This is a genomic window from Nonomuraea guangzhouensis, from assembly GCF_019396345.1.
GTDB classification, from domain to species: domain Bacteria; phylum Actinomycetota; class Actinomycetes; order Streptosporangiales; family Streptosporangiaceae; genus Nonomuraea; species Nonomuraea guangzhouensis.
This window is the reverse complement of sequence record NZ_JAHKRM010000018.1, coordinates 237,513-258,749: the sequence shown is the minus strand read 5'-3', so window position 1 is coordinate 258,749 and position 21,237 is coordinate 237,513. Positions and strand designations below refer to the sequence as shown.

The window sequence follows — 21,237 nt, the reverse complement described above, 5'->3', positions numbered from 1 at the left end:
TCGGTCCATGGTCACGTGTCGCGGCGGCGGGTGTGGGTATCGGGGCCACACCTAGTGCGACGCATACCTTTGAAAGGACATATATGCGTCGACGTCCTGTTGCCTTCGCGGCCGCCCTCGCCTTATCGGCGATCACCCTGACCGCCCCCGCGCAGGCCGCCCCCACCCCCTCGCCGGCGCCCGAGCCCACGCCGACCTACGAGCTGTCCTCGCCGGATCAGTCGCCCACCGGCCCCACGCCCCCGCCGCCCACGCAGCAGAACCTGGCCCCCGAGCCCACCACCGTGGCCGAGCCGCTCACGATCTCCTCCGGGCAACTGGCCGTCGCGCTCGACCCGGCCTTCCCAAGGATCCTGCGCTACACCGACAAGGCGAGCGGCGCCGTGCTCGACGGCAGCACCGCGGTGCCCGCCGTGGTGCTGAACGGCACGCCGTACCAGGCCACGGTCGCCCTGCGCGGCACGGACGGCGCCTCGGCCCGCTACCGGCTGACCGTCGAGGCGGGCGTCACGCTGGACGCCAGCATCCGGGTCAAGGGCCGGGTGACCACCTTCGCGATCGACGCGGTCACCGACACCGCGGCGTTCCGGGTCAACACGATCGACCTGCCGGGCCACGACCTGGTGTCGGTGTCGAGCGACCAGCCGGGTGCCGCGACCGCGTTCACCAGGCTCGACCCCAACTCCACCCGTACGGCCGACGTCTTCGCCGCCGTCACCCCGCGGACCGCGCCCGACGCCGCCCCGGTCGGCGCCTCGTACGCCATCGTCAACACCGGCTCCCTGGCCGCCGCCGTCGAGTCGAACTCCACCTACGACGGCCCCTCAGGCAGCACCGACAAGGACGCGGCCCGCTTCTGGCACCAGGCCAGGCAGGAGGACGGCGGCCGGGTCAGGGTGGGCGTGTGGAGCGGCCAGTGGACCTACCGGGGCACCGGCGCGCCCTTCACCGAAGAGCTGCCGTGGGCCAAGGTCGTGGTCACCCCCGACGCCAACGGCGACGGCGCCCTCGACTGGCAGGACGGGGCGGTCGCGTTCAGGAGCATCGGCGTCAAGGCGCCCGGCGCGGACCAGACCAAGGACCGGGTGATCGCGCACATCCCGTTCAACTTCTCCAGCCAGGCCACCCACCCGTTCCTGCGCACGCTCGACGACGTCAAGCGGATCTCGCTGGCCACCGACGGCCTGGGCCAGCTCGCCCTGCTCAAGGGCTACCAGTCGGAGGGCCACGACTCGGCCCACCCCGACTACGGCGGCAACTACAACAAGCGCGCAGGCGGCCTGGCCGACCTCAACGCCCTGCTCAAGACCGGAAAGGAGTGGAACGCCACCTTCGGCGTGCACGTCAACGCCACCGAGTCCTACCCCGAGGCCAAGAACTTCAGCGAGCAGCTCGTCAACAAGGACACCAAGGGCTGGAACTGGCTCGACCAGTCGTACCTGATCGACCAGCGCGGCGACCTGACCAGGGGCACCCTCGCCAAGCGGTTCCGGCAGCTGCGCGCCGAGACCGACCGGAACCTGGCCGTCCTGTACGTGGACGTGTACCGCCCGCACGGCTGGGTCGCCGACCGCCTGCTCACCGAGCTACGCGGGCAGGGCTGGCAGGTGGCCACCGAATGGGCCGACAAGCTGGAGCGCTCGTCCCTCTGGTCACACTGGGCCAACGACCTCAACTACGGCGGAGCCACCAACAAGGGGCTGAACTCGCAGATCATCCGGTTCATCCGCAACGGTGAGAAGGACGTCTGGAACACCCACCCCATCCTCGGCAACGCCCGGATCGTGGAGTTCGAGGGCTGGACCGCGGAGAACGACTTCACCGCCTTCTACCGCAACATCTGGGAGTACAACCTGCCGGCCAAGTTCCTGCAGCACTACCAGATCACCGACTGGAACACCGACGAGATCGTCTTCACCGGCGGCGTGCGCGGCACGCTGGCGGACGGCAGGCGCCAGTTGTTCGCGGGCGGTCACAAGGTGCTCGACGGCGGCACGTACCTGCTGCCGTGGGAGGGCAAGTACTACCACTACAACCCGGCCGGCGGCACCACCACCTGGGACGCCACCCGGCCGCTGACCGTCTACAAGCTCACCGACCAGGGCCGGGTCCGGGTGGGCGTGGCCACGCCGGCCGACGGCAAGATCACTCTGCGGGCCGAGGCGGGCGTGCCGTACGTGCTCTACCCCGGCAGGGCGCCCGCCCAGGCCGCGCCCCGGTGGGGCGAGGGGAGCGGCGTCCGCGATCCCGGCTTCAACGGCGACGGCCTGCGCGACTGGCAGGTCACCGGCCCGGTGAGCATCCAGCAGAACGAGCGCGGCCAGCGCATGGCCCTGCTCGGCTCCGGCCCGCAGGCCCGGCTGGAGCAGCGGCTGACCGGCCTCCAGCCGGGCCGCACCTACACCGCCTCGGCCTTTGTCGAGGTCGAACCCGGGCAAGCCAGGCAGACCACCCTGGAGGCCGGTGGCCAGAAGGTGACGATCCAGCGCTCGACGGCGAAGAACTACATCGCCTCGGACGAGAAGCACGACACCTACTTCCAGCGCGTCAAGGTCACCTTCACCGCGCCGCGCGACCCGGTGACGCTGCGGATCACCGCCGCCGCGGGTGCGGCGAAGGTCCGGGTGGACGACGTACGGCTCATCAGGAGCGATCCGGCGGGTGAGACCGAGACGTTCGAGTCGGCTGAGCCGGGGTGGGGGCCGTTCGTCAAGGGTGACGCCGGGGGCGCGTTCGACGCTCGTACGCACCTGTCGGAGCGGCATGATCCGTACACGCGGGCGGGCTGGAACGGCAAGACCGTCGACGACGTGATCAGCGGCGACTGGTCGCTCAAGGCGCACGAGGAGCGGAAGGGGCTGGTCTACCGGACCGTGCCGCAGAGCGTCCGCTTCGAGCCGGGACACGCCTATGAGGTGTCGTTCGGCTACCAGAGCGCCCTGGCCGGCGCCTACGCCTGGGTGACCGGGTACGACAAGGGCGGCGCCAGTGTGGAGACCCGGCGGACACCCGTGCCCGAGCGGCGTACCACGGGCCGGTTCGCCGAGCGGGTGGTCGCGGGCTGCGGCGAGGTCTGGGTGGGGCTCCGCTCGCTGCTGCCCGAGCAGGCCGGGGCCGACTTCGTCCTCGACGACTTCGCCGTCAAGGATCTCGGTGCCGATCCCGAGGCTCAGGCGTGCGGGTCGCTGGACGTGGTGCCCGCCTCGCCCGCGTTCGAGCAGGGGGTGGCCTCTGACGTCACCACCACGTTCGTCAACCTGGAGGACGTGGCGGCCCAGGACGTCAAGGTGACGCTGGCCGTACCCGGGGGATGGGACGTCGCCGGGGACGGGACCGGCACCGTGGAGCCCGGCGGCAAGCTGGTGACCACCTGGAAGGTGACACCGCCCGCGAACGCGTCCTACGACACCTACGAGCTGAAGGCCAGTGCCGTCTACACCGCGGCGGGGGCCGCCAAGTCGCTCGGCGCGGTGGCGACGGTGCGGACGCTGCCGCCGCCGCCCACGGCGGACGCCTGGGCGAGCGACCTGGAGTGGGTCAGTGCCGCCAACGGCTGGGGGCCGGTCGAACGCGACCGCTCCAACGGCGACCTCGGCGCGGGCGACGGCACGCCGATCGTGATCGGCGGGCAGACGTTCGCCAAGGGGCTGGGCACGCACGCGCCCGCCGACGTCCGTTATTACCTCGGCGGCCGGTGTAAAGCCTTCACAGCCTCCGTCGGCGTGGACGACGTCCAGGCCACCAGGGGCTCGGTGGAGTACAGCGTGGTCGCCGACGGGGTGGTCAAGGCACACAGCCCGGTGCTGCGCGCCGCCGACCCGGCCTACGAACTGACCGCCGACCTCACCGGCGCCCGCTACGTGGACCTCGTGGCGGGCGACGGCGGTGACGGCAACAGCAATGACCATGCGGACTGGGGAGCCGCCAGGCTGACCTGCGGGTAACGTCGGTTCAGTGAGCATCGTGTACGGCTGGAGTACGCGAAAACTGTCTTAACCGAGTCTTATGCCGGGCGTGGTCAGATGAGTTCCCGGTACTGTGCGCTTTCCAGCGCAGAGAAAGAGGAGCCCTAGCCGTGGTCGCGTCGCAACCGTCACGTAACGTCCGCTCGGCGGTACCCTGGGTGACGACCGTCGCCCGGCTGGTCTTGGGCGGGGTGCTGATCGCGGCCGGTTGGCTGAAGATCGGCAATCCGTCCGACTCCGTCGTGGCGGTCAAGGCCTACCAACTGCTGCCCGACTCGCTCGCCACGACCGTGGGCTACGGCCTGCCGATCCTGGAGATCGTGGTCGGGGTGCTGCTGGTCGTCGGCCTGATGACCAGGGTGGCCGGGGTGGTCGGCGCGCTGCTCATGTTCGCCTTCGTCTTCGGCATCGCCTGGGCGTGGGCGCACGGCCTGCGGATCGACTGCGGCTGCTTCGGCGGCGGCGGCCAGCTGGGGGCGGGACAGCAGCCGGCCTACCTGCTCGACATCTTGCGCGACTTCGGTCTCGTGGTGCTGGGCGCTTGGACCGTGCGCTTCGCGCCGGGGCACTTCGCGCTCGACTCGGCTCTCGGGCTGGCGGGTGGCGAGCGTGTCTACCGACAAGACGTTCACGAACAAGGCGTTCACGAGCAGGGCGTTCACGGACAAGGCGTTCACGGACAAGGGGAAATGGGCTGATGATGAGTAAGGGGGAGCGCGTGATGAGCAAGGGGGAGCGTGCGAAGTCCGCGCGGGAGAAGATCAGAGCTCAGCAGGCCGCCGACCGCGCGCGGGAGCAGCGCAAGCGCGTCGTCACCTACATGACCGTGGGCGTGGTCGCGGTGGCGGCGGTCGGTCTCGGCGCCTGGTACGCCGCCAGCAAGTCGCAGGCGGAGCTGGCCGGTGACACGGCGCCGACCACCGTGCAGTCCGACGGCTCGGTCGTCATGGCCAAGAGCGGGGTCACCAAGCCGGTGATCGACATCTTCGAGGACTTCCAGTGCCCGGCCTGCAAGCAGATGGAGGAGGTGAGCGGCAGCACGTTCCGGAACCTCGCGGCCGAGGGCCTGGCCAAGGTCGTCTACCACCCCATCACCATCTTCAGCACCGAGCCGACGAAGGGCAACTCCGTGCGCGCCGGCGCCGCGGCCCGCTGCCTGACCGACGGCAAGCAGTGGCTCGCCTTCCACGACCTGCTCTACAAGAACCAGCCCAGCGAGACGGTCCAGGGCTTCAAGACCGACCAGATGGTGACCTGGGCCACGACGGCCGGCGCCACGGCGGCGGGCATCGACACCTGCATCACCGGCCAGAAGAACGCCCAGGCCCAGCTCGACTACAGCGTCAAGGTCAGCAAGGAGCAGAAGCTGCAGGGCACGCCGACCGTCAAGCTGAACGGCACGGCCATGGACAACAACGTCGTCTTCACGCCAAAGGATCTTCGCGATGCGGTCACGAAGGCGGCCAAGTAGTCCCGCTTCCGCTACCCTCACCTGACATGCCCCTTGCCTCGATTCCCAGCCCTTCCCAAGGGGTCTGGTATCTCGGATTCGTGCCGATCCGGGCCTACGCCCTGTGCATCGTGCTCGGTGTCATCTTCGCCGTCTGGCTGAGCGAGCGCCGTTGGCGCGCCCGTGGTGGCCAGAAGGGCACGATCATCGACATCTCGGTGCCGGCGGTGATCTTCGGACTCATCGGCGGACGCCTCTACCACGTCATCACCGACTGGCAGACCTACTTCGGCGACCGCGCGATCAAGCCGGCGTACAAGGCCCTGTTCATCTGGGAAGGCGGGCTGGGCATCTGGGGCGCGATCGCGCTCGGCGGCGTCGGCGTCTGGCTCGCCTGCCGCAAGCGGGGCCTGTCCCTCAGCGCGGTGGCCGACACGGTGGCGCCCGGCATCGCCTTCGCGCAGGCGATCGGGCGCTGGGGCAACTGGTTCAACCAGGAGCTGTACGGCGGGCCGACCACGCTGCCGTGGGGGCTGGAGATCGACCAGATGCACGGGGGCGAGCCGGGGGTGCTCTACCACCCGACGTTCCTGTACGAGTCGATCTGGGATCTTCTGCTGGGCTTCGCCCTGCTCTGGGCGGGCAAGCAGTTCGCGCTGCGCCATGGGCGGTTGTTCGCCCTCTATGTGGCCGGCTACACGCTGGGGCGGTTCTGGATCGAGGGCCTGCGGATCGACCCGGTCGGCGGCGTGGACCACGCGGTGACGTTCGTGAGCCTGCGGCTGAACCAGTGGACCTCGATCGTGGTGTTCATCGGGGCACTGATCTACTTCTGGGCGACCCGGAACAAGGACAGCGAGGAGTTCATCCTCCCGGCCGCCGAACGCGCGGCCGGAGGCGATGCGGCCTCGCCGGATCCGGCTCACGGGGCCGACCAGGCCGACTCGGATGACGGTGTCGCCGCCGCTTCGGTGGCTGGGGACGCGGATGCGGCTCCGGACGACGCCCCTGACCCTGAGGTTGTCAAGGCGGATTCCGCGGACCCTGAGGTCGTGCCGTCGGAGTCCGCGTCCGTAGCGGAGGAGTCCGCGTCCGTGCAGGAGGAGTCCGCGTCCGTACCGGAGGATTCCGCGGACGCTTCGGAGTCTGAGGTCGTACGCGCGGAGTCCCCAGACGAGCCCGCGGGCGACGACGGCGCGGTCGCGGCGCAGAAGGAGACCCCCGAAGCAGCCGTCCAACAGGAGAAGAACTCGCGATGAGCGAGGGCGCGGAGCAGCACCACCAGCATCGTGACGTCACCGGCGGCTGGCTGCGGCCGTCGGTGTTCGGGGCGATGGACGGACTGGTGTCCAACTTCGCGCTCATCGCCGGTGTCGCGGGCGGCACCGACAACACCAAGGTCATCGCCCTGGCGGGCATCGCGGGGCTGGCGGCCGGCGCCTTCTCGATGGCCGGCGGCGAGTACGTCTCGGTGGCCAGCCAGCGCGAGCTGGCCCTGGCCGAGATCGCCGTCGAGCGCCGCGAGCTCGAACGCCACCCCGAGGCCGAGCAGGAAGAGCTCGCCCAGGTCTTCGTCAGCCGGGGCGTGACCCCGGAACTCGCCGCCGAGGTGGCCCGGCAGATCTCCGCGAACCCCGCCGAGGCCCTGGAGGTCCACGCCCAGAGCGAGCTCGGCGTCGACCCGCACGACCTGCCCTCGCCCAAGGTGGCGGCGGGCTCGTCGTTCCTGTCCTTCGGCGTGGGCGCGTTCCTGCCGCTGCTGCCGTACCTGGTCGGCGTGACGAGCCTGTGGGTGTCGGCGATCCTCTCGTGCCTGGCGCTGTTCGGGGCGGGCGCGCTGGTCTCCAGGGTGACGGCGCGTTCGTGGCTGTATTCCGGGCTGCGGCAGCTCATCGTCGGCGTGGTGGCGGCCGGGCTCACGTTCGGGCTCGGCAACCTGATCGGGGGTAGCGGCCTGTGACGGCCCCCAGAACGGCGACCCGCAAGCGCCGGCGCCCCCCACCCTCCGACTGGGAATTCCCCCTGCTCAGCCACTTGGGACTCCAGCCCAAGCAGCAGAAGCTCATCGTGATCATCTCGTCGGTGCTGGGCGCGCTGGCCGTGGCGTTCGCGCTGGTCGTCGTCATATCTTCGCTGGGCGAATACACGCCCGAGCAGCGGGAAGGCGCCGCCATCCTGCAGGGCGACTCGGCGCTGCCGGAGGTCTACCACAGCTGGGCCTCGCCCAAGCTGTTCCAGCCGATCGCCGACCGGGCCAAGGACCGCGCGCCGCTCACCGAGAAGGAGGTGTTCGGGCAGAAGACCCTCGCCGGGGAGAAGAAGCTCACGCTCAAGCTCGCCGGCAGCAAGCTCGACGCCGACTGCTCGGCCGCCGTCTGGGGCGAGAACCTCCTCGAACTCGTCGCCGACGGCGAGTGCACCCAGGCGGCCCGTGGTGTCTACACCAGCACCGACGGCCGCTACATCGGCCAGTACACCCTGCTCAACCTGCGCGACGGCAAGGCCGCCAGTGAGCTGGTCGACGCGCTCAAGACCCTCTACCGGGGTGGCTGGTCGCGCCCGGTCGGCACCGGCAAGACCGCCTTCCCACCGGGCGGCTACACCGAGGGCGGCGGCTACGCCCTGGGCCACTACGTCGGGCTGGTCTGGATCGGCCGGGCCGACGGCGCCGACCCGACGACGAAGGACGACTTCGTCTCGTTGTCACTGACGCTCAGGGGGGCCGAGAAGGCCGTCTACCGCCGGGTCGTCTCGATCACCGGGCCGGCGTCGTGATGCGGGCCCGCGTCGCGATCCCGCTGGGCGTCGCCGTGCTGGCGGTGCTCGCCGTGGGGAGCTGGCTGCTGTTCGTACGGCCCCAGCCCCGGCCGGCCACCTTCCGCGGCGAGCCGACCTCGGCGCTCTACTCGCTCATCGACTCCCGCCAGCGTGACGCGGCTCCGCTGACCGTGGGCGAGGTGTTCACGCCCGCCACGGAGACGCTCGGCCCCTTGCGCCGCGAGTCGGCGGAGCAGCTCGCCGACTGCGACGAGGCGCTCTGGGGCGCCTCGGCGGCGGGGTGCACGCAGGCGCTGCGGGGGACGTACACGGGCGGCTCGGGGGCGGGGCAGTTCGTCATCTTCAACCTCACCGACGGGCGGGCGGCGAACGCGCTGGTGAAGGCGCTGTCCCAGGACGGCTTCGTACGGCAGGCGGTGGCGTTCAACGCCGAGCACAGCCGCGCGCAGGCCCGGGCGCTCGGCCACTACGTCACGGTCGCCTGGGCGGGGCCGGTGCGGCCGGGGGAGACGGGGGACCTGGTGTCGCAGCTCCTGGCCCTTGACGGGCTCGGCCACATCATCCAGAAACGCGTGGTCGCGGCGACCTGACGCCCCCAGGTCTGACGTGGACGGGTCTGACGCGCGCAGGCTTGCACGTCGGGGGTCTGACGTCCAGAGGTCTGACGCGCGCAGGTCTGACATCCAGGGGTCTGGCGTGCGCGGACCTGACATCTGCGGGACGAACGTCTGCGGGAGCGGGCCGGGGTCAGGTGGCTTTGGACAGGGCCGTGACCGTGGCGGAGACCGTGGTGGGGAGGTCGGCGAGGCGGTGCAGGGGGGTCTCCAGGGGGGTGACGCCCTCGGCCCAGGGGGCCGCTTGCCGGATCAGGGAGCGGGCGTCGTTCTTCGTGAGTGTGGTGCCCTGGGAGCGGGCCACCGCGATGAGCCCTTCGCGCCAGGTGTTGGCCAGCTTGCCGTGCCCGTTGTCGAGGATCCGCCGCAGCACCGTGGCCTCGTCGCCGATCGGCTGCGGGAGGCGTACCGCGTCCAGCACGCTGCCGTCGGACGTCAGCTCGTAGACGGGCCTCAGCGCGTCCGGGAGAGAAGACGGGGCGGACAGCAGCACCCGCACCCGGGCGGCGCGCGTGGCCAGCAGGACGCGGGGGAGCGCCGCCTCAAGGCCGGCGGGCAGTGCGATCGCGACCCGCTCCACCGCGGCGGCGTAGGGCTTGGCCAGCCACGTGGACAGCTTCACCCGCGGCTGCGGCAGCTCCTTCGGCCAGTCGCCCACCAGCAGGTCGGCCTCGCCAGGCCCACCGGCAGCCGCCGGGGAGCCGGTGGACTCGATCGACTGGGGGCCCTGGGTGTAGATGGCGGTGGTCAGGCGGTCGAGGCGGGCGGTGACGGCGGGGCGGGTCTTGGTGGTGGGCCGCAGGATGTAGAGGTCGGCGGCGGAGCCGATGGCTTCCGCCCCAAAATAACGATTGAAATCTGGGTAAATAGCTTCATACGCGAGGTTGAGCGCGGAGAGGGAGTCCTGGACCTTCAGGGCGAGCATCGGGGTGCGCTCGCTCGCCCCGTACGCCAGCAGGACCCGCCCGTCGTCCTTCAGCCCCTCGACCGCGCGCGCCACGAACAGCCCGATCCCCTCCGGCGTGTACGGCGGGTCGGTGATGGCCAGGTCGTGGCCGCGGGCCGACGGCGGCAGCGACAGCCGCAGATCGGCCCACCGGGTCTGTACGCCCAGATCCTGGGCGTCGAGGTAGGCCAGGATGCGCTCGTCCACGTCGACCACGGTGACGTCGGTCTCGGGGTGGACCAGTTTGACCGCCAGCGAGGTGAGGTCGTGGTCGCCCACGCACAGCAGCTTCGCGCCGCGCAGCCAGAAGCGGGCGCCGAGCAGCAACGCCCTGCGCAGCACGGTCTCCGGGGTGGCGGCCACGTGGTCCAGCGCGTGGCGGGCGCGTGGCGCCTCGTCGATGAGGCGGCGCAGCCGCTCCAGCACCGGCGCGTAGTGGGGGAGCAGGTGGGCCACCGGATCCTCCGGCGGCGGGGCCATGGCCAGCAGGTCCTGGAAGTCGGGCGTGTGCGCGAGCGGCACCCGGAATCTGTCGCCGGAACGCTCCGGCGAGACCTCGCGTAGCAGCGCCTCGATCGTCCGCCGGGACGTGGCCGTCTCCCTGACCAGATCGGCCAGGGTCCACCACTGCCCGTCGCACAGGAGGGTCAGGGCGTGCCGCAGCCGCCTGCCGTCGACTCCGGCCTCGTCGAGCAGGCGTTCCACCCCGTCACGGTCCATGGCCCAACCCTATCGAGGGAATTCCGGGCCCCCGGTCCGGTGTTTGGGACATAGCAGTCCGGATGTCGGGATTGTCGCCAATGTTCGCAATGCGGACCAGGCGGGAACTATTCCGGCAGGGTGTTGTAACCTCTACCCACACGCAGCAGGGCCAACGTCGTCCCCGCCTGTAGAGCAGTTCTTGACAGACGATGACGACGGGAGGGATTCAATGCCTGCTGCCCACCTCGGGTTCCCCGAGCCCCAGGGCCTCTACCACCCCGCCAACGAGCATGATGCCTGCGGTGTCGCCATGGTGGCCGACGTCGCCGGCCGACGCGGGCACGGGATCGTGGTGAAGGCGCTGACGGCGCTGTGCAATCTAGATCACCGGGGGGCCAAGGGTAGCGAGCCTGACACAGGCGACGGAGCCGGGATCTTGACCCAGATCCCGGACACTTTCTTCCGTACGAACGTGACTTTCGCGCTGCCCGAGCCCGGCCACTACGCGGTCGGTATGGCCTTCCTGCCGTTCGACGGCGAGGCGCGCGACATCGCCTTCCGCATGATCGAGGAGATCGCCGCCGAGGAAGGCCTGAACGTCCTGGGCTGGCGCGAGGTGCCGGTCGACCGTGCGCTGCCCGGGCCGAGCGCCAGGGCCGTCATGCCGCACTTCACGCAGCTGTTCGTGGCGAGCCCCAACGGTGAGTCGGGACTGGAGCTGGACCGGCTGGCCTACTGCCTGCGCAAGCGGGCCGAGCACGAGGTGGACGTCTACTTCCCCTCGCTGAGCGCCCGTACGATCGTGTACAAGGGCATGCTCACCCCTGACCAGGTCGAGCCGTTCTTCCCCGACCTGTCGGACGAGCGCTACGAGACCGCGATCGCGCTGGTGCACTCGCGCTTCTCCACCAACACCTTCCCCAGCTGGCCGCTGGCCCACCCGTACCGTTACATCGCCCACAACGGCGAGATCAACACGGTCAAGGGCAACCGCAACTGGATGCGGGCCCGCGAGGCGATGCTCGAATCCGCCCAGATCCCGGGCGACATGTCGCGACTTTTCCCGATCTGCGACCCAGACGGCAGCGACACCGCATCCTTCGACGAGGCCCTGGAGCTGCTGCACATCGGCGGCCGGAGCCTGCCCCACGCCGTGCTGATGATGATCCCCGAGGCGTGGGAGAACCACACCGAGATGGACCCCGCGCGGCGGGCCTTCTACGAGTTCCACTCCTCGATGATGGAGGCCTGGGACGGCCCCGCGTCGATCACCTTCACCGACGGCACGCTGGCCGGAGCGGTGCTCGACCGCAACGGCCTGCGCCCGGGCCGCTTCTGGGTGACCGCCGACGGTCTGGTCGTGCTGGCCTCCGAGGCGGGCGTGCTCGACTTCAAGCCCGAGGACGTCGTACGCAAGGGCCGCCTGCAGCCGGGCCGGATGTTCCTCATCGACACCGCCCGCGGCAAGATCATCGAGGACGACGAGATCAAGGCCGAGCTCGCGGCCGCCCTGCCGTACGAGGACTGGCTGCACGCCGGCCTGGTCCGCTTCGAGGAGCTGCCGGCGCGGCAGCGGGAGATCCCCACGCACGAGGCGCTCGTCAAGCGGCAGCAGACCTTCGGCTACACCGAGGAAGAGCTGCGCATCATCCTGTCGCCGATGGCCAGGGTCGGTGCCGAGCCGATCGGCTCCATGGGCACCGACACGCCCGTCGCGGTGCTCAGCGAGAAGCCCAGGCTGCTGTTCGACTACTTCACGCAGCTGTTCGCGCAGGTCACGAACCCGCCGCTGGACGCCATCCGCGAGGAGCTGGTGACCTCGCTGGCCAGCGTGCTCGGGCCTGAGGGCAACCTGCTCGACCCCGGGCCCACGTCGTGCCGTCAGCTCGTCCTGCCGTACCCGGTGATCGACAACGACGAGCTCGCGAAGATCATCCACATCAACGACGAGCATGACCTGCCCGGCTTCCACCCGCACGTGATCTCCGGCCTGTACGAGGTCGCGGGCGGCGGCGCGGCGCTGCTGCACCGCCTGGAGGAGATCCGCGCCGAGGCGTCGGAGGCGATCGCCAGCGGCGCCCGCATCATCGTGCTGTCGGACCGCGGCTCGTCCGACACGCTGGCGCCGATCCCGTCGCTCCTGCTCACGGGTGCGGTCCACCACCACCTGATCCAGGAGAAGACCCGCACCAAGATCGGTCTCGTCGTCGAGACCGGTGAGGCGCGCGAGTGCCACCACATGGCGCTGCTCATCGGCTACGGCGCGGGCGCGGTCAACCCGTACCTGGCCATCGAGACCGTCGAGGACCTGGTCGACACCGGGGCGCTCAAGGTCGACAAGCACAAGGCCGTACGGAACCTCATCAAGGCCTACGGCAAGGGCGTCATCAAGGTGATGTCCAAGATGGGCGTCTCCACCGTGGCCTCCTACACCGGTGCGCAGATCTTCGAGGCGCTCGGCCTGAGCCAGGAGGTCGTTGACGCCTGCTTCACCGGCACCACCTCGCGGCTCGGCGGCGTCGGCTTCGACGTGCTGGCCGAGGAGGCCGCCCGGCGGCACTCGCACGCCTACCCCAGGGTGGCGAACGCGCACCGCGGGCTCCAGATCGGCGGCGAGTACCAGTGGCGGCGCGAGGGCGAGCCGCACCTGTTCAACCCCGAGACGGTCTTCAAGCTGCAGCATGCCACCCGCACGCGCCGCTACGAGATCTTCAAGGAGTACACCGGCCTGGTGGACTCGCAGGCCGAGCGGCTGATGACGCTGCGCGGGCTGTTCAAGCTGAAGGAAGGGCGGACCCCGGTCCCGATCGACGAGGTCGAGCCGGTCTCCGAGATCGTCAAGCGGTTCTCCACCGGCGCCATGTCGTACGGCTCGATCTCGATGGAGGCGCACGAGACGCTCGCCATCGCGATGAACCGGCTGGGCGGCAAGTCCAACACCGGTGAGGGCGGCGAGGACCCGGAGCGCCTGCACGACGCGACGCGGCGTAGCGCCATCAAGCAGGTGGCGTCGGGCCGGTTCGGCGTGACGAGCGAATACCTGGTCAACGCCGCGGACCTGCAGATCAAGATGGCCCAGGGCGCCAAGCCCGGTGAGGGCGGCCAGCTGCCCGGTCACAAGGTCTACCCGTGGATCGCCAAGACCCGGCACTCCACGCCCGGCGTCGGCCTCATCTCGCCGCCGCCGCACCACGACATCTACTCGATCGAGGACCTGGCCCAGCTCATCCACGACCTGAAGAACTCCAACCCCGAGTCGCGCGTGCACGTCAAGCTCGTGGCCGAGGTCGGGGTCGGCACGGTCGCGGCGGGCGTGTCCAAGGCGCACGCCGACGTGGTGCTCATCTCCGGGCACGACGGCGGCACCGGCGCCTCGCCGCTCACGTCGCTGAAGCACGCGGGCGCGCCGTGGGAGCTCGGCCTGGCCGAGACGCAGCAGACGCTGCTGCTCAACGGGCTGCGCGACCGCATCGTGGTGCAGGTGGACGGCCAGCTCAAGACCGGGCGCGACGTGGTCATCGCGGCGCTGCTCGGCGCCGAGGAGTACGGCTTCGCCACCGCTCCGCTGGTCGTGTCCGGCTGCGTGATGATGCGGGTCTGCCACCTCGACACCTGCCCGGTGGGCGTCGCCACGCAGAACCCCGAGCTACGCAGGCGCTTCACCGGCAAGCCCGAGTTCGTGGTGAACTTCTTCGAGTTCATCGCCGAGGAGATCCGCGAATACCTCGCCGAGCTGGGCTTCCGCTCGCTCGACGAGGCGATCGGGCATGTCGAGCTGCTCGACATGACGGCCGCCGAGGACCACTGGAAGGCCGGCGGCCTCGACCTGTCGCCGATCCTGCACCAGCCCGAGCTGCCGGCGGGCACCCCGCTGCGCCGCACGGTGGAGCAGGACCACGGGCTGCAGCACGCGCTCGACAACACGCTGATCCAGCTCGCCGAAGGCGCCCTGAACGAGGGCACCCCGGTCACGCTGGAGCTGCCGATCCGCAACGTGAACCGGACCGTCGGCACCATGCTCGGCTACCAGGTCACCAAGCGGTACGGCGGGGCGGGCCTGCCCGAGAACACGATCGACATCGGCTTCACCGGCTCGGCGGGCAACTCCTTCGGGGCGTTCCTGCCGCGTGGCATCACGCTGCGGCTGACCGGTGACGCCAACGACTACCTGGGCAAGGGCCTGTCCGGCGGGCGCATCACGCTGCGGCCGCACGAGGAGGCCCCACTCGACGGTCACATCATCTCCGGAAATGTCGCCCTCTACGGCGCCACGTCCGGGGAGGCGTTCATCCGCGGCGTCGTCGGCGAGCGCTTCTGCGTCCGCAACTCCGGCGCCACCGCGGTCGTCGAAGGCGTCGGCGACCACGGCTGCGAGTACATGACCGGCGGCAAGGCGGTCGTCCTCGGCCCGACGGGACGCAACTTCGCGGCGGGCATGTCCGGCGGCATCGCCTATCTGCTCGACCTCAACCTGGCGCGGGTCAACCGCGAGATGGTCGCCATCGAGGAGCTCACCGAAGAGGACGGCGAGTTCCTGCGCGAGACGGTCGAGAAGCACTTCGCCGAGACGGGCTCGCCGATCGCCAAGGAGCTGCTCGCCGACTGGCAGACGGCGCTCGCCCGGTTCGGCAAGATCATGCCGACCGACTACAAGCGGGTCATGGCGGCGGCCGAGGCCGCGCGCATCGAAGGCAGGGACATCGACGAGGCGGTCATGGCCGCTGCGGTTCAGGGTTAAGGGAGGCGTAACCGATGGCTGACCCCAAGGGTTTTCTCACGCACGACCGGGAGCTGCCCGCGCGCCGCCCCATCGACGTCCGCATCGGCGACTGGCGGGAGGTCTACCAGGACTTCTCCCAGGACAAGCTGACCAAGCAGGCGGCTCGCTGCATGGACTGCGGCATCCCGTTCTGCCACAACGGGTGCCCGCTCGGGAACCTCATCCCCGAGTGGAACGACCTCGTCTACCGCACCGACTGGCGGGAGGCGATCGAGCGGCTGCACGCCACGAACAACTTCCCGGAGTTCACCGGCCGGCTCTGCCCGGCGCCGTGTGAGGCGGCGTGCGTGCTCGGCATCAACTCCGACCCGGTGGCGATCAAGCGGGTCGAGGTCGAGATCATCGACCGCGCGTTCGACGAGGGCTGGGTGACCCCGCAGCCGGCCCTGGTCAAGACGGGCAAGAAGGTCGCGGTCGTCGGCTCGGGTCCCGCCGGGCTGGCCGCGGCCCAGCAGCTGACCAGGGCGGGTCACGACGTGGTGGTGTTCGAGCGCGCGGACCGCATCGGCGGCCTGCTGCGTTACGGCATCCCCGAGTTCAAGATGGAGAAGCGCCACATCGAGCGGCGCCTGGACCAGATGCGGGCCGAGGGCACCGAGTTCCGCACCGGGGTGAACGTCGGCGTCGACATCACGGCGGCTCAGCTGCGCGCGGAGTTCGACGCGGTGGTGCTGGCGGGCGGGGCCACGCAGTGGCGCGACCTGTCGATCACCGGGCGCGAGCTGGGCGGCGTCTACCAGGCGATGGAGTACCTGCCCCTGTCGAACAAGGTGCAGGAGGGCGACCTCGACGAGTCCCCGATCTCGGCCAAGGGCAAGCACGTCGTGGTCATCGGCGGCGGCGACACCGGGGCCGACTGCATCGGCACCGCGATCCGGCAAGGGGCCGCATCGGTCACCCAGCTGGAGATCATGCCGCAGCCGCCGGCCGTGCGGGCCGGCAACCAGCCGTGGCCGACGTTCCCCATCCTGTTCAAGATGGAGAGCGCGCACGAGGAGCTGGAGGACGGCGGGGGCGCGCGGGTGTACGCGGTCTCGACGACCGAGTTCGTCGGCGACGAGTCCGGAAATATCCGCGCATTGCGGCTGGTCGAGGTCGAGGGGCCGCAGAACGGCTTCAAGCCGATCCCGGGCACCGAGCGGGAGATCCCGGCCGAGCTCGTCACCCTCTCGATGGGCTTCCTCGGCCCGGAGAAGGGCGCGCTGCTGGAAGACCTCGCTGTGGACGGCTTCTACGACGCGCGGGGCAATGTGGCTCGCGACAAGTCGTACATGTCCAAGGTCGAGGGGGTGTTCGTGGCCGGCGACATGGGCCGCGGGCAGTCGCTGATCGTCTGGGCGATCGCTGAGGGCCGCGCGGCCGCCTCCGGAGTGGACCGGTTCCTCTCCGGCGAGACCTCGCTGCCGTACCCGATCCTTCCGACAGCGAGACCGCTTGTCTGATCCGTCTGCTTTTTGACGCGTCCGTTTTCGGAAGCGCCCGTCCGGCTCGCCCGGGCGGGCGCTTTCTTTTCTCCTTTACGGCCTTTTCTCCTTTACGGCCAGCCCGGTGGGCCCCACCCGCCATACGTGGCCGGGCTCCGTCCAGGGGCACGCTCCTGCGGTTTACGGGGCTGGGCGCCGTGACGTGCGCCCACTTGGCCATGCCTGCTCTTTTGCATACCCCGCAAGAATTGCATCCTGTGTAATCGTTGCAGACTGTGCAAGTCTTGCGTAGAGTGCACGGTATGGAGAGTCCGCAGGAGCGGCGGGAGCGGCGGCGGCGGGAGAAGCGGCAGGTCATCCGGAGGGTCGCCGTTCGGATGGCGCTCGACGGCGGGCCCGAGGCCGCGACCGTGGAGGCCATCAGCGCGGCGGCTGACATCTCGCCGCGCACGTTCTTCAACTACTTCGCCTCGAAGGACGAAGCGCTCGTCATGGAGCCCGTCTGGCAGTCCGAAGAGCTGATGGAGTTGCTCCAGGCTCGGCCCGACGACGAGCCGGTCTTCCAGTCGCTGAAAGCGGTGTCGAAGGAGCTCGGCGTCCGGAAGCGGCCAGTGTGGGAGGAGATGCAGCCGTTCATAGAGCTGCACAACCGTCACCCGGAGCTGTCCGCCAAGGCCAGGGCCATCGGCCAGTCGAAGGTCATGGAGCAGACCCTCGACATCGTCAGGCGGCAGCCGGGCATCAAGAGCGGGCTGCACGCCAGGCTGCTGGTCATCGGATCGTTCGGGGCGATGATCTCGGCCATCCAGGAGTCACTGGACACGGGCGAGCCGGTCGAAGAGCTGCTCGACGAGGCGTTCACGCTGCTCGAACACGGACTCTGAGCCACACGCAACGATCCACACACAACCCACAGAGAGCGGCGACCGGGGTGGCACCCCCGATCGCCGCCGATTCCTCCTGCCCTCGCGAAAGAAGCAAGGAGTCGATCCATGCTATCGACAACCGTCCCCGAGTCCCCACCACAACGGCACCTTTGGATCAGCATGGGCTCGCTCATGCTGATAATGTTCCTGGCCGCCATCGACCAGACGGTCGTGGCGACCGCCATGCCCACCATCGTGGGCGAGCTCCACGGCCTGGCCGACCTCTCCTGGCTGGTCACGGCATTCGCCCTGACCAGCGGCATCGTCACGCCCCTCTACGGCAAGCTCAGCGACATGTACGGCCGCCGTCGCCTCTACCTGTCGGCCATCGTGCTGTTCCTCATCGGCTCCGCTTTGTGCGGGATCGCGCGGTCCATGACGCAGCTCATTCTGTTCCGGGCCTTCCAGGGCATCGGCGCGGGCGGGCTCATGGTGCTGACCATGGCGATCTCGGCCGACCTCGCCACACCGCGCGAACGGGCCAAGTTCCAGGGCATCTTCGGCGCCGTCTTCGGCGTGGCCTCGATCGCCGGGCCGATCATCGGCGGCTATCTCACCGAGCACGTCTCGTGGCGGTGGATCTTCTACATCAACCTCCCGCTCGGCGCCATCGCGCTGGCCGTGGCCTTCGCCGTGCTGCGGCTGCCGCGCCGCACGTCGCCGCACCGCGTGGACTGGCTCGGGGCCGCGCTGATCTCCGGCGTCCTCACCTGCCTGACGCTGCTCGCCTCCTGGGCCGGCACCTCCTACGCCTGGTCCTCGCCGCTCATCATCGGGCTCGGCGCGGGGGCGGTGCTGCTGACCGCGCTGTTCGTGCTGGTCGAGCGGACCGCGGCGGAGCCGGTGCTGCCGTTGCGGCTGTTCCGTGACCGGACGTTCACGCTCGGGGCGGCGGCGGTGACGCTGCTGGCCACGGCCATGCTGGGCGCGGCCACGTTCCTGCCGCTGTTCCGGGCACGCTGCTCGCGGCCGTCGCGGCGGCGTTGTTCTCGACCATGGACCTCGGGACGAGCACGTTCGCCTCCAGCGCGTACATGGTGCTGTTCGGCGCCGGGCTCGGCATGGTGCTGCAGAACCTGCTGCTGGCCGTGCAGACGACCACGCCCGTGGCCGACAGGGGAGCGGCCACCTCGGCGGTCACCTTCGCGCGTGGCATCGGCGGGGCGGTGGGCGTCTCGGTGCTGGGCGCCGTGTTCACTGGGCGGTTAGGGGTGGGGCAGGCGTCGGTCACGCCCGAGGCCATCCAGGCCTTGCCGGAGGCGGCGCGGCACGCCACTCAGGTCGCGTTCTCGGGGGCCGTCACCGGGGTGTTCGCCTGGCTGGTGCCGATCCTGTTGCTCGGCGCGGGGCTGCTGGTGGCGCTCAAGAACGTCCGCCTGACTCAACACAGTTCACAGAGCTGACCAATTTTGCCCCACAAGGACCGAAATTTTGCGACAAAGTTGCATCTGGCGACTTGGGTCGGGAAGATGCATTTTCTGGGGTGACGTGGTGAATGGGGGAACAATGAGGCGATTCGCCTCGGGTCTCATGGCTTTGACGGTCGCAGTCTCGCTCGCGTCGTGCGCGCCTTCTGCAGCTTCTCCCAAGGCGGGGGCGGGCACCGGACCGGACAAGGAGTACCTCGTCTTCTATGCCGACGGGCGGGCGCCGGCGGCGCTCGCCGCGGTCGAGCACGCGGGCGGCCACATCGTCACCACCGACACCAAGCTCGGCTACGTCCTGGCCAAGGGCGGCGGCGACGCGTTCGTCGACGCCCTCGGTTCGGACCAGTCCGTCGTCGGCGTCACGACCGACCGCGAGATCGGCTTCGCGACCACGCCCGCCTCCAGTGCCCCGAGCACAGCGGGTGTGAGCGCGTCGGGCGCCCGGAACACGGCGGGCGCTCTCGCTTCCGGCGACCGGCGCGCGACGGGTGCTTCCGCTGACCACACCATGACGGGCGCGGGCGCGCTCGCGTCCGGTGTCCGGGGCTCGCTGGTGCCGCGGGCGTTTCCCGACGCGTCGGCCATGAGGGCCATCGTGGGAGAGCCGCTCGCCGGCCGTCAGTGGGACATGAGGATGATCGGCGCCGACCGCGCCAACAAGAAGGCGCCCGGCACCAAGAAGGTGCTCGTCGGCGTCATCGACACCGGCATCGACGGCAAGCACCCCGACATCGCCCCGAACTTCAACCGCTCCCTCAGCCGCAACTTCGTCACCGACAAGCCGAAAGACGAGAACGGCGACACCCTCGACGGCCCGTGCGAGGTGGCGAGCTGCAAGGACCCGGTCGACGAGGACGACGAGGGCCACGGCACCCACGTGGCCAGCACGATCGGCTCCCCGCTGAACCACATCGGCATCGCGGGCGTGGCGCCGGACGTGCAGCTGGTCAACATCAGGGCGGGGCAGGACTCCGGGTTCTTCTTCCTCAAGCCCAGCCTCGACGCGCTCACGTACGCGGCCGACATCGGCGTGGACGTGGTGAACATGAGCTACTACGTCGACCCGTGGCTGTTCAACTGCGCCCACAACAAGGCCGACAGCAAGAAGCAGCAGCTGCAGCAGCGCGCGATCATCACCGGCATGCAGCGGGCACTCGACTACGCCCGCAAGAAGGGCGTCACGCTCATCTCCGCGCTCGGCAACGGCTCCACCGACCTGGGCAAGCCCAAGGTCGACAAGAGCAGCCCCGGCTACCCGCGCGGCGACGAGAAGACCCGCAAGATCGACAACTCCTGCATCAACGTGCCCGCCGAGTCCAAGGGCGTCATCGCGGTCTCCGCGGTGGGCCCGTCCGGCCGCAAGGCCAGCTACAGCGACTACGGGATCGAGCAGAACGACCTGGCCGCACCCGGCGGCGACGCGGGGGACGGCAAGGGCTCCTCGGCCACCAGGTCGATCCTGGCCGCCGCCCCCGAGGCCGTGCTCCGCCGTACGGGGATGATCGACAAGTCGGGCAAGCCGAAGAGCAGCGCGGTCGTCCGTTCCTGCGCCGGCGGGACCTGCTCCTACTACCAGTACCTCGACGGGACCTCGATGGCGTCCCCGCACGTGACCGGTGTCGCCGCGATCCTGATCAGCCGCTTCGGCAAGCCCGGCAAGGGCGGCCTGACGCTCTCCCCTGCCACGGTCGAGAAGCTCCTGTACCAGACCGCCGACCGTAAGGCGTGCCCGTCGCCCCGTACGTACACCTACGAGGTCTTCGGCGAGAGCGACAAGCAGACCTGCCAGGGCGGCAAGTCCAAGAACGGGTTCTACGGCCGCGGCATCGTCGACGCCTGGAAGGCGGCTACCGTCAGACCATGATGTATCGCCTCATCGCGGATGCCGCGATGGTGGTGCACTTCGCCTTTCTGGCCTACATGGCCGTGGGCGGGTATGTCGCGTGGCGCTGGCGGCGCACGATCTGGGTCCATCTGGCGGTCGTGGCCTGGGGCCTGCTCTCGCTGGCCACAGGTGTAGAGTGCCCGCTTACGGTCGTAGAGGATTGGGGGCGCCGCGGCGCCGGCCTCCAGGGCCTCCCACCCACCGGCTTCATCGACCACTACATCGAAGGCGTGATCTACCCGGAGGAATACGCGAACTTGGCGCGCCTGGGGGTTGCCATTCTCGTGTTGTTCTCCTACGTCGGGTACGTTCTGCGTCGTCAATGACAGCCAAGTGGTCT

Annotated in this window: 15 protein-coding genes; 14 read left to right on the top strand and 1 reads right to left on the bottom strand. The window is 69.9% G+C overall.

What is annotated here, in order from left to right; all coding sequences use genetic code 11:
* Positions 1-83: 83 nt before the first annotated feature.
* From KME78_RS34640 to KME78_RS34610, 7 genes are all read left to right on the top strand, one after another.
* Positions 84-3,944: an endo-alpha-N-acetylgalactosaminidase family protein gene (locus tag KME78_RS34640; protein WP_219533631.1), complete on the top strand. Its 3,861-nt coding sequence runs from the start codon at positions 84-86 to the stop codon at positions 3,942-3,944.
* Positions 3,945-4,075: 131 nt separating this feature from the next.
* On the top strand, positions 4,076-4,663 hold the full coding sequence (locus KME78_RS34635; protein ID WP_308127243.1) for a MauE/DoxX family redox-associated membrane protein: 588 nt from the start codon (positions 4,076-4,078) through the stop codon (positions 4,661-4,663).
* 23 nt (positions 4,664-4,686) lie between these two features.
* Complete coding sequence (locus tag KME78_RS34630; protein WP_219533630.1) at positions 4,687-5,436, top strand: DsbA family protein; 750 nt, start codon at positions 4,687-4,689, stop codon at positions 5,434-5,436.
* Positions 5,437-5,462: 26 nt separating this feature from the next.
* On the top strand, positions 5,463-6,674 hold the full coding sequence (gene lgt / locus KME78_RS34625) for a prolipoprotein diacylglyceryl transferase (RefSeq protein WP_219533629.1): 1,212 nt from the start codon (positions 5,463-5,465) through the stop codon (positions 6,672-6,674).
* Positions 6,671-7,375, top strand: coding sequence for a VIT1/CCC1 transporter family protein (locus KME78_RS34620; RefSeq protein WP_219533628.1), 705 nt, complete (start codon positions 6,671-6,673; stop codon positions 7,373-7,375). Before lgt ends, KME78_RS34620 begins: the two co-directional genes overlap by 4 nt.
* Positions 7,372-8,190: a hypothetical protein gene (locus KME78_RS34615; RefSeq protein WP_219533627.1), complete on the top strand. Its 819-nt coding sequence runs from the start codon at positions 7,372-7,374 to the stop codon at positions 8,188-8,190. Before KME78_RS34620 ends, KME78_RS34615 begins: the two co-directional genes overlap by 4 nt.
* Positions 8,190-8,783 (top strand): hypothetical protein, encoded by a 594-nt coding sequence (locus KME78_RS34610; protein WP_219533626.1) that lies wholly within the window; start codon positions 8,190-8,192, stop codon positions 8,781-8,783. Before KME78_RS34615 ends, KME78_RS34610 begins: the two co-directional genes overlap by 1 nt.
* 157 nt (positions 8,784-8,940) lie before the next feature.
* Here the strand turns inward: KME78_RS34610 and KME78_RS34605 are convergent, their stop codons facing one another.
* A complete protein-coding gene (locus KME78_RS34605; protein WP_246652570.1) occupies positions 8,941-10,473 on the bottom strand; it encodes a bis-aminopropyl spermidine synthase family protein in 1,533 nt (510 codons plus the stop codon).
* A 211-nt stretch (positions 10,474-10,684) separates the two neighbouring features.
* Between KME78_RS34605 and gltB the strand changes: the two genes are divergently transcribed.
* The 7 genes from gltB (at position 10,685) to KME78_RS34570 (ending at position 21,223) form a co-directional block, all read left to right on the top strand.
* Positions 10,685-15,193, top strand: coding sequence for a glutamate synthase large subunit (gene gltB / locus KME78_RS34600; protein ID WP_219533625.1), 4,509 nt, complete (start codon positions 10,685-10,687; stop codon positions 15,191-15,193).
* A 14-nt stretch (positions 15,194-15,207) separates the two neighbouring features.
* Positions 15,208-16,677: a glutamate synthase subunit beta gene (locus KME78_RS34595; protein ID WP_219533624.1), complete on the top strand. Its 1,470-nt coding sequence runs from the start codon at positions 15,208-15,210 to the stop codon at positions 16,675-16,677.
* 284 nt (positions 16,678-16,961) lie between these two features.
* Positions 16,962-17,543: a TetR/AcrR family transcriptional regulator gene (locus KME78_RS34590; protein WP_219533623.1), complete on the top strand. Its 582-nt coding sequence runs from the start codon at positions 16,962-16,964 to the stop codon at positions 17,541-17,543.
* 174 nt (positions 17,544-17,717) lie between these two features.
* Positions 17,718-18,794 carry an MDR family MFS transporter gene (locus tag KME78_RS34585; protein ID WP_219533622.1) on the top strand — a complete coding sequence of 359 codons (1,077 nt, stop codon included), beginning with the start codon at positions 17,718-17,720 and terminating at the stop codon, positions 18,792-18,794.
* Entirely contained in the window at positions 18,776-18,988 is a 213-nt protein-coding gene (locus KME78_RS34580; protein WP_219533621.1) for a hypothetical protein, read from the top strand. The genes KME78_RS34585 and KME78_RS34580 overlap by 19 nt, the downstream gene beginning before the upstream one ends.
* Before the next feature lie 127 nt (positions 18,989-19,115).
* On the top strand, positions 19,116-20,876 hold the full coding sequence (locus KME78_RS34575) for a S8 family peptidase (protein ID WP_219533620.1): 1,761 nt from the start codon (positions 19,116-19,118) through the stop codon (positions 20,874-20,876).
* A complete protein-coding gene (locus KME78_RS34570) occupies positions 20,873-21,223 on the top strand; it encodes a DUF2784 domain-containing protein (protein ID WP_219533619.1) in 351 nt (116 codons plus the stop codon). Before KME78_RS34575 ends, KME78_RS34570 begins: the two co-directional genes overlap by 4 nt.
* Positions 21,224-21,237 lie beyond the last annotated feature (14 nt).

What these genes read in the sequence shown, in the direction of transcription:
- gltB (WP_219533625.1), top strand. Translation starts at nt 10,685, where the DNA reads ATGCCTGCTGCCCACCTCGGGTTCCCCGAGCCCCAGGGCCTCTACCAC.
- KME78_RS34605 (WP_246652570.1), bottom strand. Translation starts at nt 10,473, where the DNA reads ATGGACCGTGACGGGGTGGAACGCCTGCTCGACGAGGCCGGAGTCGAC.
- KME78_RS34570 (WP_219533619.1), top strand. Translation starts at nt 20,873, where the DNA reads ATGATGTATCGCCTCATCGCGGATGCCGCGATGGTGGTGCACTTCGCC.
- KME78_RS34585 (WP_219533622.1), top strand. Translation starts at nt 17,718, where the DNA reads ATGCTGATAATGTTCCTGGCCGCCATCGACCAGACGGTCGTGGCGACC.
- KME78_RS34620 (WP_219533628.1), top strand. Translation starts at nt 6,671, where the DNA reads ATGAGCGAGGGCGCGGAGCAGCACCACCAGCATCGTGACGTCACCGGC.
- KME78_RS34640 (WP_219533631.1), top strand. Translation starts at nt 84, where the DNA reads ATGCGTCGACGTCCTGTTGCCTTCGCGGCCGCCCTCGCCTTATCGGCG.
- KME78_RS34590 (WP_219533623.1), top strand. Translation starts at nt 16,962, where the DNA reads ATGGAGAGTCCGCAGGAGCGGCGGGAGCGGCGGCGGCGGGAGAAGCGG.
- KME78_RS34595 (WP_219533624.1), top strand. Translation starts at nt 15,208, where the DNA reads ATGGCTGACCCCAAGGGTTTTCTCACGCACGACCGGGAGCTGCCCGCG.
- KME78_RS34575 (WP_219533620.1), top strand. Translation starts at nt 19,116, where the DNA reads ATGGCTTTGACGGTCGCAGTCTCGCTCGCGTCGTGCGCGCCTTCTGCA.
- KME78_RS34610 (WP_219533626.1), top strand. Translation starts at nt 8,190, where the DNA reads ATGCGGGCCCGCGTCGCGATCCCGCTGGGCGTCGCCGTGCTGGCGGTG.
- lgt (WP_219533629.1), top strand. Translation starts at nt 5,463, where the DNA reads ATGCCCCTTGCCTCGATTCCCAGCCCTTCCCAAGGGGTCTGGTATCTC.
- KME78_RS34630 (WP_219533630.1), top strand. Translation starts at nt 4,687, where the DNA reads ATGAGCAAGGGGGAGCGTGCGAAGTCCGCGCGGGAGAAGATCAGAGCT.